13 protein-coding genes are annotated in these 13,145 nt (G+C 37.0%); 10 read left to right on the forward strand and 3 right to left on the reverse strand.

Annotated features, from left to right (window positions below; translation table 11 throughout):
• The first annotated feature begins 660 nt into the window (after window positions 1-660).
• The 7 genes from obgE to H7254_RS01375 all read left to right on the forward strand — a co-directional run bounded on the left by obgE (window position 661) and on the right by H7254_RS01375 (window position 6,546).
• Window positions 661-1,665: a GTPase ObgE gene (gene obgE / locus H7254_RS01345; protein WP_301931267.1), complete on the forward strand. Its 1,005-nt coding sequence runs from the start codon at window positions 661-663 to the stop codon at window positions 1,663-1,665.
• Between the two features lie 94 nt (window positions 1,666-1,759).
• Window positions 1,760-2,614, forward strand: a complete 855-nt coding sequence (locus H7254_RS01350; protein ID WP_301931268.1) for a CPBP family intramembrane glutamic endopeptidase — start codon at window positions 1,760-1,762, stop codon at window positions 2,612-2,614.
• A 301-nt stretch (window positions 2,615-2,915) separates the two neighbouring features.
• The gene (locus H7254_RS01355) at window positions 2,916-3,458 is read left to right on the forward strand and encodes a hypothetical protein (protein ID WP_301931269.1); all 543 of its coding nucleotides are present in this window, start codon (window positions 2,916-2,918) and stop codon (window positions 3,456-3,458) included.
• A gap of 88 nt (window positions 3,459-3,546) precedes the next feature.
• Window positions 3,547-4,596 (forward strand): 3-oxoacyl-ACP synthase III family protein, encoded by a 1,050-nt coding sequence (locus H7254_RS01360; RefSeq protein WP_301931270.1) that lies wholly within the window; start codon window positions 3,547-3,549, stop codon window positions 4,594-4,596.
• Window positions 4,597-4,758: 162 nt separating this feature from the next.
• A complete protein-coding gene (locus H7254_RS01365) occupies window positions 4,759-5,682 on the forward strand; it encodes a diacylglycerol kinase family protein (RefSeq protein WP_301931272.1) in 924 nt (307 codons plus the stop codon).
• A 44-nt stretch (window positions 5,683-5,726) separates the two neighbouring features.
• Window positions 5,727-6,176: a CBS domain-containing protein gene (locus H7254_RS01370; RefSeq protein ID WP_301931273.1), complete on the forward strand. Its 450-nt coding sequence runs from the start codon at window positions 5,727-5,729 to the stop codon at window positions 6,174-6,176.
• A gap of 97 nt (window positions 6,177-6,273) precedes the next feature.
• A complete protein-coding gene (locus tag H7254_RS01375) occupies window positions 6,274-6,546 on the forward strand; it encodes a hypothetical protein (RefSeq protein WP_301931274.1) in 273 nt (90 codons plus the stop codon).
• A gap of 104 nt (window positions 6,547-6,650) precedes the next feature.
• Here the strand turns inward: H7254_RS01375 and H7254_RS01380 are convergent, their stop codons facing one another.
• Both H7254_RS01380 and H7254_RS01385 read right to left on the reverse strand, forming a co-directional pair.
• Complete coding sequence (locus tag H7254_RS01380; protein ID WP_301931275.1) at window positions 6,651-8,870, reverse strand: hypothetical protein; 2,220 nt, start codon at window positions 8,868-8,870, stop codon at window positions 6,651-6,653.
• Window positions 8,871-8,954: 84 nt separating this feature from the next.
• Window positions 8,955-10,001 carry a COX15/CtaA family protein gene (locus H7254_RS01385; protein WP_301931276.1) on the reverse strand — a complete coding sequence of 349 codons (1,047 nt, stop codon included), beginning with the start codon at window positions 9,999-10,001 and terminating at the stop codon, window positions 8,955-8,957.
• 85 nt (window positions 10,002-10,086) lie between these two features.
• On the opposite strand from H7254_RS01385, the gene H7254_RS01390 reads away from it, so the two are divergent.
• Window positions 10,087-10,683 carry a ribonuclease HII gene (locus H7254_RS01390; protein ID WP_301931277.1) on the forward strand — a complete coding sequence of 199 codons (597 nt, stop codon included), beginning with the start codon at window positions 10,087-10,089 and terminating at the stop codon, window positions 10,681-10,683.
• A 68-nt stretch (window positions 10,684-10,751) separates the two neighbouring features.
• On the opposite strand, the gene H7254_RS01395 is transcribed toward H7254_RS01390, so the two are convergent.
• Complete coding sequence (locus H7254_RS01395; protein WP_301931278.1) at window positions 10,752-11,360, reverse strand: L-threonylcarbamoyladenylate synthase; 609 nt, start codon at window positions 11,358-11,360, stop codon at window positions 10,752-10,754.
• A 344-nt stretch (window positions 11,361-11,704) separates the two neighbouring features.
• Between H7254_RS01395 and H7254_RS01400 the strand changes: the two genes are divergently transcribed.
• Window positions 11,705-12,631 carry a PfkB family carbohydrate kinase gene (locus H7254_RS01400; RefSeq protein WP_301931279.1) on the forward strand — a complete coding sequence of 309 codons (927 nt, stop codon included), beginning with the start codon at window positions 11,705-11,707 and terminating at the stop codon, window positions 12,629-12,631.
• A 104-nt stretch (window positions 12,632-12,735) separates the two neighbouring features.
• On the forward strand, window positions 12,736-13,145 hold a 410-nt coding region (locus H7254_RS01405; RefSeq protein WP_301931280.1), incomplete at its 3' end, for a S8 family serine peptidase.

A 13,145-nucleotide genomic window follows, 5' to 3' on the forward strand; every position in this document is an offset into this window, starting at 1 on the left:
AAAAAATAGTGGCCAGTGATAAAAATCACCGGCCTTGCTTACCTCTGAAACCACAAGAAAAATCTTAATAGAATATTTTTATAAGGATATATATTGTATTTATAAAACTAACGTCGCACACAAGACAAATGTCTTTTTGGTGAATCTTTAGATAAGATAATAGGAAACTTTAATAATTGAGCAGGATGTAAAAGTAATATATTTTTTGGATAAATATAATTTTTTTTATTGTGTTAAACCCGCCTGCAATAATTCCTTTTTGGCAAGATCATAAACTTCCTCTTTTTTTCGGTTATCCCACCATTTTGTAGCTGTTTTTTTCATTAGTGTATCAATTCACCTCATGGCAAAAAGCTATCAAACCTCATCAAGTTCACCATTTAAATTGTTTTATAAAGCCCTTAAACTCATAGCAAAACCGCCTTCAAGAACAGGTTGGCGATATATTAACAGCCGAGGCAAAAGAAATGCACAACGGGAAATCAACAGGGCTTTATCATATTACCATCAGCAATCAAAATGATCATAAAGTTGCTTTGTTTAAAGGAACTTGCTTTCGTACTTCCAGGCCGTTGATAAGTTTGTAATGGAAGTTTCCTTTATTACATTATTTCCTTTCTAGCACACAACAACCCAAAAAAACCGACCTTTACAACAATAATGGAAAAGTCAAATTTTATAGATTACATCAGAATTTTTTGCCGGAGTGGTCATGGCGGGCCGGGTAGCAGACATTTTATGCGTACGAAATACAATGCCATGGCGGGTCCTGACGGGGGTGACGGAGGCAGGGGTGCACATATTATTTTAAGAGGCAGCTCACAATTGTGGACTTTATTACACCTTCGGTATTATAAAAATGTACTGGGTGAAGATGGTGAATCTGGTAGTAAAAATAACAGTACTGGCCGTTTTGGAAAAGATATTATTATTGAAGTACCACTTGGAACCATTGCCAAAGACGAACTGACTGGTGTAAAAGAAGTAGAAATTTTAGAAGACGGACAAGAAGTTATTTGGGTAAAAGGCGGACGTGGCGGATTAGGTAATGCTAATTTTAAAACTTCTACTAACCAAGCGCCGGAATATGCCCAACCTGGAGAAGATGGTATTGAAGGCTGGAAATTATTGGAGCTAAAAGTACTGGCTGATGTGGGACTGGTGGGTTTTCCCAATGCAGGCAAGTCAACGCTGCTTTCTGTTATTACGGCTGCTAAACCCAAAATTGCAGATTATGCATTTACAACTCTGGTACCTCAATTAGGCATGGTAGAATATAGGGATGGTAAAAGTTTTTGTATTGCTGATTTACCGGGTATTATTGAAGGTGCTGCAGAAGGAAAAGGTTTGGGGCACCGGTTTTTAAGACATATTGAACGAAACTCTATCCTGCTTTTTTTAATACCGGCAGACTGTGCTGATCATAAAAAAGAATTCGAAATTTTGGTGAATGAACTGGAGCAATATAATCCAGAAATGCTGCAAAAAGATTTTGTAATTGCCATCAGTAAAAGCGATATGCTGGATGATGAATTAAAGACCGCTATTGCGAAAGAATTGCCTCAAAAAATTCCACATATTTTTATTTCATCCGTAACCGGACAGGGAGTGCCGGAGTTAAAAGACCTGCTTTGGTCGGTGATGAATCAACAGGTACCAAAATAAATCAGCACTGAATACCATATTAAAATACCTGAAAGATTTTTACAGTAAAGAATTTAACTGGGGGTATTTTTTATTGGTATTCCTACTTCTGGGAGTGCTCATTTACTTGAATTACTGGCACGGGCTGGAAAGAAAATATATTGCATCGGCTACTTCAAAAGTATCCCGTTTTAGCTGGTATTACTTATTATATTTTATTCCATTTGCAAGTGCATTTTTTTTTCAGTTACTTTTTTTTAAAGATTGTTCTTATTATAAAGATGGCTGGTTTTGGACCATACTGATATTGGCTCCTGCATTTTTTTCATTTAGGGTAAATTTTGATTGGCAACAAAACTGGATTATCAGCAAATGGACAGGATTAGAACGGGTTTTTTACCTGTACAGTATTAATTGGGTGGTTAGAGTAATTGTTTTATTAATACCGGTCTATTTTGTTTGGCTGATAAAAGATAAAGGCACTCAACCTTTTTACGGCGCAGTGCCATTGGATAGTTTAAAGCCCTACCTTTTAATGCTGCTGATAATGGTTCCTTTGATAGCATTGGCCAGTACACAAAATGATTTTTTACAAGTGTATCCCAAAGCAACATTGCTTAATAAAATACCATCCGATAACTGGGTTGATAAATGGCGCTACGTTGTATTTGAATTATGCTACGGTTTTGATTTTGTTAGCATTGAATTTTTTTTCAGGGGATTTTTGATACTGGCATTGATGCGTATTTGTGGTATGCACTGTATTATTCCCGTGGCCTGCTTTTATTGCGCCATACATTTGGGTAAACCAATGGGAGAAGCCATCAGCAGTTTTTTTGGCGGCACTTTATTAGGAATCGTTGCATACAATACCGGCAGCGTCTGGGCTGGTTTGATTGTTCATTTGGGTATTGCCTGGATGATGGAAATTGGCGGTTGGCTGGGCATATTATTTAGCAAAGTAAAATAAAATTGCAGGCCCTGGTAATAGTATCGTATGACTATAGTTTACAAAAAATATACTTTATTTAAACCCCTCCATCTTCTTTGCTTGAGCTGTTCCTTATCATCAGTAACTTCCATTTGGGAGGCTAAAGTTCAATTGGAAATATTAAGTACAAATGTGCGATCCCTATAAAAGATCGGGACTGGCTGCCAATGAAGTTGCACATAGCTTCTTAGCCAGGACAATAATTTGAAAAAAACAGGCTACAAGTTAAAAATCATAGCGGTTACTTTTTCAATTATTTGCGGTAATTTTAAATCCTACTATGAAAAAAATTATACACCTCTTTTTATTTTTTATTGTATTAATAATTTTGTGGGGCTGCCCATACGATTCAGCGTATGGCATAGACGCAACTCCACAAGAAAATATTGATGAAAGTTTGTTGGGTAGCTGGGCTACTTTTGTATCAAAACCTGCTAATGACCAGGAACATAAAGAAGATCCGATAAAGATTATTTTTTCAAAAAATAACGACCTCGAATACGATATAGCCATTACAGGCTACCTCGATGAATTGAAGCCCTATCGTGTTGTTATCAATGATACTATCAAAGGAACCGCCTTTATCTCAACGGTATCGGGCAAGCAATTTTTAAATAGTTTTATTAAGGGCAAAACCTATATTGCCGAGATAAAAAAAGACAATAACAATCTGTCCATTCTTTGCCTGACAGAACACTTTACAGTAAAATTTATAAAAAGCAGCACCGATTTGCGAAAAGCTGTTGAGTTTCATTACAAGGTGGCTAATACGCCCATGTATGATGACTTTTTTGTACTGAAAAATTTGAAAAAGGTAAACTAACTGGTTTCTTTAACTCTTTGCTTTTCTGTAAACAGGTACAAATCATTTACAATGATGTAATTTGCTTTTTTAATTTAAAGATTGCCTTATGTTTACCAGTAAAATTGCCGGTATTGGATCTTACTTGCCGAAAAATAAAGTAACCAACGAAGACCTCAAACAATACATGGATACTTCGGATGAGTGGATACAGGAGCGTACTGGTATTAAGGAACGGAGGTATGCCCACCGCACAGAAGAAACAACAACAACAATGGCAGTTGAAGCTTCCAAAATTGCTATTGAAAGGGCGGGTATTACCGCACAGGATATTGACTTCATTGTTTTTGCCACTTTAAGCCCTGATTATTATTTTCCCGGTTGCGGAGTGTTGGTGCAGCGTGCCATGCAAATGAAAGAGATAGGCGCATTGGACATTCGTAATCAATGCAGCGGTTTCGTGTATGCGTTATCGGTAGCAGACCAGTTTATTAAAACCGGCATGTATAAAAACATTTTAGTAATAGGCAGCGAAAAGCATTCTTTTGGTTTAGACTTTAGCACCCGTGGCAGAAATGTATCGGTAATATTTGGAGATGGTGCCGGAGCAGTAGTTCTTCAGCCTACGGAAAAACAAGGCCAGGGTATTATAAGTACCCACCTGCATAGTGATGGAGCAAGTGCCGAATTATTGGCCATGTACAACCCTGGTACACATGCCAACCATTGGGTAAAAGATCCGGTGGCTGATTATAATGATGCTGTAATTGGCGATATGTTTATGAGTAAAGAGATGATGGACAATGCGCAAAACTTTCCTTTTATGGATGGGCCTGCAGTATTCAAAAAAGCCATTGTAAAATTTCCTGAAGTTATTATGGAAGCACTTACAAAAAACGGTTTAGCTACATCAGATATTAATTTGTTGATACCTCACCAAGCCAATTTACGCATCAGCCAGTTTGTGCAACAGAAACTAAGCTTACGCGACGACCAGGTATTTAATAATATTCAGCAATATGGTAACACTACCGCTGCATCAATTCCAATTGCCCTTTGCCAGGCCTGGGAAGAAGGCCTAATAAAAGATGGTGATCTTGTTTGCATGGCTGCTTTTGGCAGCGGCTTTACCTGGGCCAGTGCATTGATTCGATGGTAACTCGTTACCGGTATTACGGTTTCCGGTATTACGGTTTCCGTAGGACCGGTAAGGGACCAAAATAAATATGATATTCATACGTCAGTTGTATGACATATTTATTAGCCATACAACTGTAGCCCTATTGCTTTATTTTTATGCCCTCTTAAAAGACCGTAATTCATGCAACGCAAAATAATATATTTCATCAACCCTATTTCAGGAACAAAAGATAAGGCATCGGCCCTTAAAATAATTGCAGAGAAAACACAGCGACAAAATATCCCCTTTCAAATATTAAATACTAATGCGCAGGGCAATTACTTTTTTTTAAAAGAAAAAATAGAAAAAGAAGGAATTACTGATATCGTAATTTGTGGCGGCGATGGTACCGTTAGCCAGATAGCATCATCGTTGATAGATGAAGATATCAATATTGGGATCATACCAATGGGGTCAGGTAATGGGCTTGCGCTTGCAGCAAAAATTCCTAAAGAAATACATAAGGCACTTGAGGTAATTTTTACTGGAAAAGGCCGGTACATAGATTCCTTTTTTATCAATGATGTTTTTAGTTGCATGCTGTGCGGACTTGGCTTTGATGCACAGGTAGCACACGATTTTGCTAAGCAACCATCCCGGGGATTGAGCACTTATATTAAACAAACTATTAAAAATTTTATTACTGCTAGTCCTTACCCGTTTGAAATTGTGAACAAAGGGAAATCATTTGCCATTGAAGCCTTTTTTATAAGTATTGCCAATAGCAACCAGTTTGGCAACCAGTTTACTATAGCCCCGCAGGCTAGTTTAAATGATGGTTTACTGGATATAGTGGTAGTAAAAAAAATGAGTAAGCTGCGTATGTTGTTGGCTGTATTTAAACAAATAATGGCTGGAAAGATAAACGAACATGATGAAAAAACTTTTCATAAAAAAGATATTCTTTACTTTCAAACAGAGCAACTTATTATTTACAACCTGGTGCAGGCACCGCTGCATATTGATGGAGACCCGGCACATACGGCTAAAAAATTGGTGATAAAAATTATACCAGATGCATTTAAATTAATACAGCCAGCCATCAAAAAAAATCAGGTAAAATAACTAACTTCAATAAAACATTATAAAAAGACTAAAATCAAAATCAAATGCGAACAGTTGCCAATATTTTAATCAACAAGCCACCTGTATTTAATTTTGTTGATCCTGATGCAAAAGTTATAGAGGCACTGCAAATAATGAACTCGGTTAATTTAAGTTACCTGGTAGTATTTAAAGAAGATACTTTTTATGGTATTTTTTCTGAAAGGGATTATAGCCGCAATGTAATTTTAAAAGGCTTGCATAGTGATACCTGTTCCGTAAGAGAAGTAATGAGTGTATCGCTTCCTGTTATTGCTATGCAGGATACGGTAGAAAAATGCATGCAACTATTAAACATCCATAAAACACGCTACCTGATTGTATTTAATGAAAATGAGTTTAAAGGCATCATTACCATCAATGATGTTTTAAGGGAAGCCCTCGAAAATAAAGAAATGGTATTTGATGAATTGCTGCTGAAAGAAACATCTGAAATGCAGGATAAGATTTATTAATTTTTTGTAAAAAGGTTTTTGGCAATGATATATTAACGGCAATTATGAATTTAGCCATTTTTCTACCGTTATAAAGATTTTAAATGCAAGCAAAAAAATGGCTAAAAATATAAAAGAAGAAAACAATTACCCACAATACCAGCCTTTCCCATTATACGTTTTGTTAGTTTGCGGAATTATAATTTCAATTGTGGGATTACACTTACTTATTACAGAAACAGTGGCAAATGGTGCCACTTTTTCTGGCAGATTAGGTAGAGGCGGCGGCAACCCAATTAGCCTTAGTGGACAATTTACTTTGGCAATTGGATTGATAATTTGCGTATTTCCTATTTATCAACTTAATAAGGAAAGTAAGCGAAGCAAATAACCCCAATAATGGGGCTGTCTGAATTTAAACAAGAAAAATATGTAAATTTTATTATACCCTAATAGAAAAATACTACGAGGATGGCAACATAATTTTCTTCCACATCACTTCATCAAACCAATCAACGCTTTTAAAACATGTTGATTATCCTCTGTATTAAATGAAGCTATCACATCTTTTTTTTCTGCCGCTGTTAAATGAAAACTTAATGCAGCCCCTAGCTCTTGTGTTTTAGGTACATATATAAATGCCACCCTTTGTAAATTATAACAGGCTGCTTGAGACAATAAACTATAAGTCTCATTCTGGGAATAATCCTGCAGCCTAAACCAGTTGTGTTGCAGCATGGTGGCGGGTTTCACTAATATATCAGTAATAGTGCCCGTTTCCAAAATATGCTGCCAATTATCTTTTTGCCGGTCACGGATCTGTAGTATAATTACACCCCCGGTATTCTTTTCAATCCAGTCTTCAAAGTTATCAATAAAACGAAGGGTAGTTTCTTCACCAAAATTATCCCTTAATCCTGCATCCATAACATCAACTACCGGGTTGCTGGGCAACCAAACACTGGGTAATACATAAGGAAAAGTTGCGTTCATTCGCAAGGCTGTAAGCATTCGCAGATTCATAGGATTCTGTTTAGCAAACAACGCAGCAAAATCTATCGCATCCGGGCTAATATTGGTATCTTTTTCGGCAGCTACGGGCTTCATCATAAAGCTCAGTGGCTGTGTGCCGATCATCATTTTGCGCCCATCACTTGTAACTACTGAATTAAAGATCATCATCGGTATATTGCCCGCTTTTTCGTCTGCTACATAATCTTTCAATTGCTTGTTGAGTATATTGCCCGAATTTTCATTTAGCTTTTCTTCAAAAGCGTAACCCCTATCTTTAATATATCGATAAGGGCCAACCGAAAATTTTTGTGCCGGCGAAAAAATATCCCTGCTGATCATAGAAGAAAATACAGGGTTTAGCAGATCCTGTGAAATATTATCGGTAAGCACTTTTTGGTGCAGATTTACAGACAGGCCCTTTCTTTTATTATTGTACAATTCCCTGTAATACGCAGCAGATAACATACCGCCACTGGCACCACTTATCAGAAATGTTTGCCGCATCAGTTTCCCATTGGTAATACTGTCTAATTGCTGCAACGTATTCATTACAAAAGTAGCACTGCGTAAACCGCCGCCACTTACGTTTATAAATATCATTACCGGCTTTTCAGTGGCCTGCCTGCTTTTCCAGTTGTTTAAAATTTGCAGCATATTATTCCTGTCTGCTGCAATGAGTGCAGGGGTACACAATTGCTGCAAAGATTCCTTGCTATATTGTGGCCGCTCCATTTTATTGGTATAATTAATACCGTAAGCTTTATTTCTTGGATCAATAATCTCCTGCTGGTACAAGATATTCAGAATGGCAACCAATGCTATCACAAACAATAAACTCCAGCTTTGCAGAAAATAAGTAAGCGCCCCGATAACAGAAATCAGCAAAGCAAAAAATACAATGATACTGGCTGCAGCAGGTGGCTGAAAAAATTTTACATCTAAAAAAAAGCCGCAAACAATTAAAAATAGAAAAGCAAGTATAACACCTATCATACCTGCAAAATGATGGTGCTTAAAAATCGTATCTAAAAAATCCTGGTTGTAGTGTGATACAGGCCTTGCTTTACGCAATTTGAATCTGCCACTTAAATAATAATCTACCTTCATTCCAAAGCCATCGGCCTGTTGTTTTTTTGCTGGGTCAAAGCTTTTTTTAAAATATTCAGGGTTTGCAATAACCGGGGTAATATTGCGTAATATAGTTCTGTCTGCACCAAAAAAGAAAGCAAAAGAAAAAGCAATCAATAAAATTAACCCGCCTAAAAAACCCAGTATAAGGGCAGCTTCTTCACCTGCACTCAGCAACTCTTTATTAATATTAAACTGTATAGATTTTGCCAGGTAAAAGGTCAAAAAAATTATAGGTAACAGGCTGTTGTTAAAGCAATATTTTAAGAATGGTGTAGAAGCAGTAGCCAAAAATTTAAACCGCCTGGTATGTAAAATAAACGTGGTTATATTCCAGCACATAAAAAATACACCCATTGCTATGCCCAATGTTGCAGCACTTAACGCATTTACATTTCCTAAATACTCAGGTACAAAAAACAACGCATCAGCACCAAAACTTTTTAAAAAACCGCTATTAATAGTACTGGCCAAAATGAACCAAAAAATTAATAATACCTGGTACTTTCTAAAGTGTAAAATGAGTAACTGAATAGGAAAAGAATAAAAGATATTCTTCAGCAATAGTTTCATGTATATGGACTTTATTTAAATGTACTACTAAATAAAGAGATGTAACGTACCATCTTTACCATTCGATATATGAAGAGGGTTTATTTATTTTCTTTTTAACATAAATAAAATACTAACTACACACATCAGTAATAATATAGCTACAAACTGGTGCAATACACCAAGAAAAAGCAGCCTGTTAGAATAAGTAGCATTTAAAACAGTAAGTATGCCCAACAACACCTGCAATGATACCAGCAATAGCACTCCTGCCCGTAAGGTGCTGTATAGTTTATTGCCCTTAACCACCCCTGACACATACCACCAATAACCAATTAAAATGAAAAGTAAATAGGCAAGGCTCCTGTGAATAAAATGAATGGCGATATTGTTTGATACCAGGTTTTTTGCCCAGGGAGACATTTCATTTATTGAAGCTGGTATCATCTGGCCATTGATATCGGGCCAGGTAGGTGCACTGATGGCAGCTTTTAAACCTGCCATAAAAGCACCATAAATCAATTGAAAAAATAATAAGGTCACTATACCAATCATTATTTTTTGTAAAAAGAGATTTACTACTTTTTTTCTAGGAGCTTGCAGCAATCCGAGGGCAAACCATAAGGTATAACTTAATAAGCCCAATGCCGCAATAAAATGGGTAGCAAGCTCCACATGGCCCACAAAATATTTTTCCGGCACCAATCCGCTTTTTACCATAAACCAGCCAATCGCTCCCTGAACGGCACCCAGCAAAAACAACATTACCATCGGAAATATCATTTTTTTATTAAACTTATTTTTAATGGCAAAATAGATAAACCCCAATAAAAATACCAGCCCCATACATCTTGCCCACAAACGATGAAACCACTCCCAGAAAAAAATACCTTTAAAATCACTCAAAGAAAAATTCTGGTGAACATATTTAAACTGGTCAGTTACTTTGTAGCGGTCAAATTCTGTCTGCCATGCTGCATCATTTAATGGTGGCAGTGCGCCGGTGATTGGTTTCCATTCTGTAATGGAAAGCCCCGATTCTGTTAACCGGGTTATTCCCCCTATCAATACCTGTATCACGATCATTCCCACACCGATCAATAGCCAAATGGCTACCTGTTTATTATTGCGTTGTTCCAGTACATTTTCCATAGCGGTGCAAATTTAGTACAGCTACAGATGTATTTACTGAATGAAACGGTTTTTACTTTTTTTAATGGATATTTGTTAAACATTTATGCTGTTACAATATCTGCAAAACGAATTAATTGAAGCCGGGCTGGATGAGGCCGGCCGAGGCTGTTATGCAGGGCCCGTGTTTGCGGCAGCCGTTATTTTGCCCAGGGGTTTTAATCACCCTTTGCTAAACGACAGCAAACAATTAAAACAACAAGAGCGTGACCTGCTAAGGCCAATCATTGAAAAAGAAAGCATTGCGTTTGCTGTTGCCGCAGTTGATAATAATGAAATAGATACCATCAATATATTACAGGCTTCCTTTAAAGCCATGCATCTTTCTATTGATAAATTATCAATAGAACCAGGATTACTATTAATAGATGGCAACCGTTTTAAAGCATATAAAAATTTACCCCACCAGTGCATTATTAAAGGTGATGGAAAATATACTTCTATTGCCGCTGCCAGCATTTTAGCCAAAACTTACCGGGATGAATACATGCAGCAACTACACCTTCAGTTTCCCCAATACGGGTGGAAAAAAAATAAAGGCTATGGTACTGCCGTTCATCGGGATGCAATAGCCATGCATGGTTTATGCCCTTATCACCGGAAAAGTTTTAATATTATTCCTACCCAGATTGTAACCGGGTAATCTTCTTTTTTGCAGTCAATTAAATCTTGCTTAGGTAACCACGTCTGTATATATGCAACTGGTAAATACTACGCAGCCCACTCCCCTGTTCCCTGCCTTGTAATTACCCAGTCATCGGTTACACAATCAACAATGGTAGAAGGCACCATGCCGCCGATACCGCCATCAATTACAAAATCTACCACATCACCAAATTTGTCATTAATAATTTCGGGGTCCGTATATTCTTCTGCCATCTCTCCCGGCAACGAAGTACTTAAAATGGGATTACCCAGCAAATCTAAAATATGGTGGCAAATCACATTATCAGGGACACGCAAACCAATAGTATTTTTTTTAGTTTGTAAAATTTTAGGCACCTGTTTGCTGGCAGGTAAAATAAATGTATAAGGACCAGGCAAATATCTTTTCAGCATCCTGTACAAAGGCGTATCAATACTTTTTGTATAATCGCTCAAATGACTAAGGTCACGGCAAATAAAACTTAATTGCGCCTTTAAAGGGTTTATATTTTTTATGGTGCAAATACGATCTACCGCTTTGTGCTGAAAAATATCACATCCAAGGCCATAGATTGTGTCGGTTGGATATACAATTATGCCGCCATCCTTCAGGCATTCTACCACTTGCTTTATCAGTCGTGGTTGTGGATCTACAGGATGTATTTTTATCAGCATTTTGATTTCATTTTTATGTTTTTTATTGTCCGAACCAAGAAGCAATATGGCACTTCATTGGCAGCCAGTCCCGATCTTTTATCGGGATCGCACTCTTGTACAAAAAACCTTTTTTGATCATCGGCTTCCCAATTGTTGTTCCCACCAAATAACTATAAACTAAAAATTTATCAGTAAAATTTTTAGATAAAAACGTTGTAAAAACAAAGTTAAACTAACACTTTAATACCATAAACTTTTTACATTAAAAATCGTGCTTTTAACAGCACCAACAAGGCTTTGAAGCAAAAACCATTACTTTTGCAACTTGTTTTATATTTCAGCAACCAAAATCTAAATAAAAAATGTCGTTAATATCAGTAGGTACCATGGCTTTTGATGCCATTGAAACACCCTTTGGAAAAGTAGATAAAATTGTAGGTGGTTCCGGCACTTATGTAGCTTATGCGGCCAGTAATTTTGTTACTCCTATTCAACAAATTTCTATCATTGGTTACGATTTTCCGCAGGAAGAATTAGACCTGCTTACAAAACGTGGGGTACAGTTGGAAGGTGTAGAAATAGTACCAGATAAAAAATCTTTTTTCTGGAGTGGTAAATACCACATTGATATGAACACAAGGGATACACTGGTTACAGACCTTAATGTGTTGGCCGATTTTAACCCGGTAGTGCCTGAAAGCTACCAGGGTAGTGAGTTTTTGATGTTGGGTAATTTATCTCCGGCCATACAGTTGAGCGTTATTAACCAATTAAAAGTAAGACCAAAACTGATAGTGATGGATACCATGAATTTCTGGATGGAAATTGCATTGGATGATTTAAAAGTGGTATTGAAAAAAGTAGATGTACTGATGGTGAATGATGGAGAGGCAAGGCAATTGAGTGGCGAAGTATCACTTGTAAAAGCAGCTAAAGCCATTATGAAAATGGGACCTCCTTTTTTAGTAATTAAAAAAGGGGAACATGGTGCTTTGTTGTTTCATAAAAATCATGTTTTCTCTGCCCCTGGTTTACCATTGGAAGAAGTGTTTGACCCAACCGGCGCTGGTGATACTTTTGCAGGAGGCTTTATTGGACATCTTGCCAAAACAAAAGACATCAGTTTTGAGAATATGAAAACAGCGGTTATTGTAGGCAGTGCCATGGCCAGTTTTTGTGTTGAAAAATTTGGGCCCAACAGAATGAAAGAAATTACCCACCAGGATATAGCAACCAGAATGGGCGAATTTGTACAACTGGTAAATTTTGATATTGACCTTGTAGGTTAAGGGATAAATAAATTATAGTTAAAGCCGGAGATACTTTATCTCCGGCTTTTTATTTTGATACATTTGTAATAGTGTTTATTTATAGATGCCCTAAATTAAAATCAATGTTTAAAAAATTAATTGCCCTATTTTTTACACCGCTACTTTTTGTTACTGCCTTTTCTCAAACATCAACTGTTCGCCCCAAATTAAAAGGGTGGCATTTACTCAACTACCAGCAGGATGGCTATTGGGGCACCGGCGTAAAAGAAGCGTATGAATTATTAGCAGGCAGAAAAAGTACTACGGTAGTAATTGCCGTAATAGATAGCGGCATAGATACATTGCATGAAGACCTTAAACCTATACTATGGACCAACCCAAAAGAAATACCCGGCAACGGAAAAGATGATGATGGCAATGGCTATACAGATGATATACATGGCTGGAATTTTTGTGGTGCCGCCAATGGAGAAAATATGGCGGTGAATACACACGAAATTGCCCGGGTATACCATCACTGGAAAAAAGAATT

This window comes from Ferruginibacter sp. (assembly GCF_014377975.1).
Classification (GTDB): domain Bacteria; phylum Bacteroidota; class Bacteroidia; order Chitinophagales; family Chitinophagaceae; genus Ferruginibacter.

Bases quoted from the DNA above. Each gene is read 5' to 3' on its own strand.
- H7254_RS01370 (WP_301931273.1), top strand. From the start codon at position 5,727: ATGCGAACAGTTGCCAATATTTTAATCAACAAGCCACCTGTATTTAAT.
- H7254_RS01365 (WP_301931272.1), top strand. From the start codon at position 4,759: ATGCAACGCAAAATAATATATTTCATCAACCCTATTTCAGGAACAAAA.
- H7254_RS01360 (WP_301931270.1), top strand. From the start codon at position 3,547: ATGTTTACCAGTAAAATTGCCGGTATTGGATCTTACTTGCCGAAAAAT.
- H7254_RS01395 (WP_301931278.1), bottom strand. From the start codon at position 11,360: ATGCTGATAAAAATACATCCTGTAGATCCACAACCACGACTGATAAAG.
- obgE (WP_301931267.1), top strand. From the start codon at position 661: ATGGAAAAGTCAAATTTTATAGATTACATCAGAATTTTTTGCCGGAGT.
- H7254_RS01380 (WP_301931275.1), bottom strand. From the start codon at position 8,870: ATGAAACTATTGCTGAAGAATATCTTTTATTCTTTTCCTATTCAGTTA.
- H7254_RS01375 (WP_301931274.1), top strand. From the start codon at position 6,274: ATGGCTAAAAATATAAAAGAAGAAAACAATTACCCACAATACCAGCCT.
- H7254_RS01385 (WP_301931276.1), bottom strand. From the start codon at position 10,001: ATGGAAAATGTACTGGAACAACGCAATAATAAACAGGTAGCCATTTGG.
- H7254_RS01400 (WP_301931279.1), top strand. From the start codon at position 11,705: ATGTCGTTAATATCAGTAGGTACCATGGCTTTTGATGCCATTGAAACA.
- H7254_RS01390 (WP_301931277.1), top strand. From the start codon at position 10,087: ATGCTGTTACAATATCTGCAAAACGAATTAATTGAAGCCGGGCTGGAT.
- H7254_RS01355 (WP_301931269.1), top strand. From the start codon at position 2,916: ATGAAAAAAATTATACACCTCTTTTTATTTTTTATTGTATTAATAATT.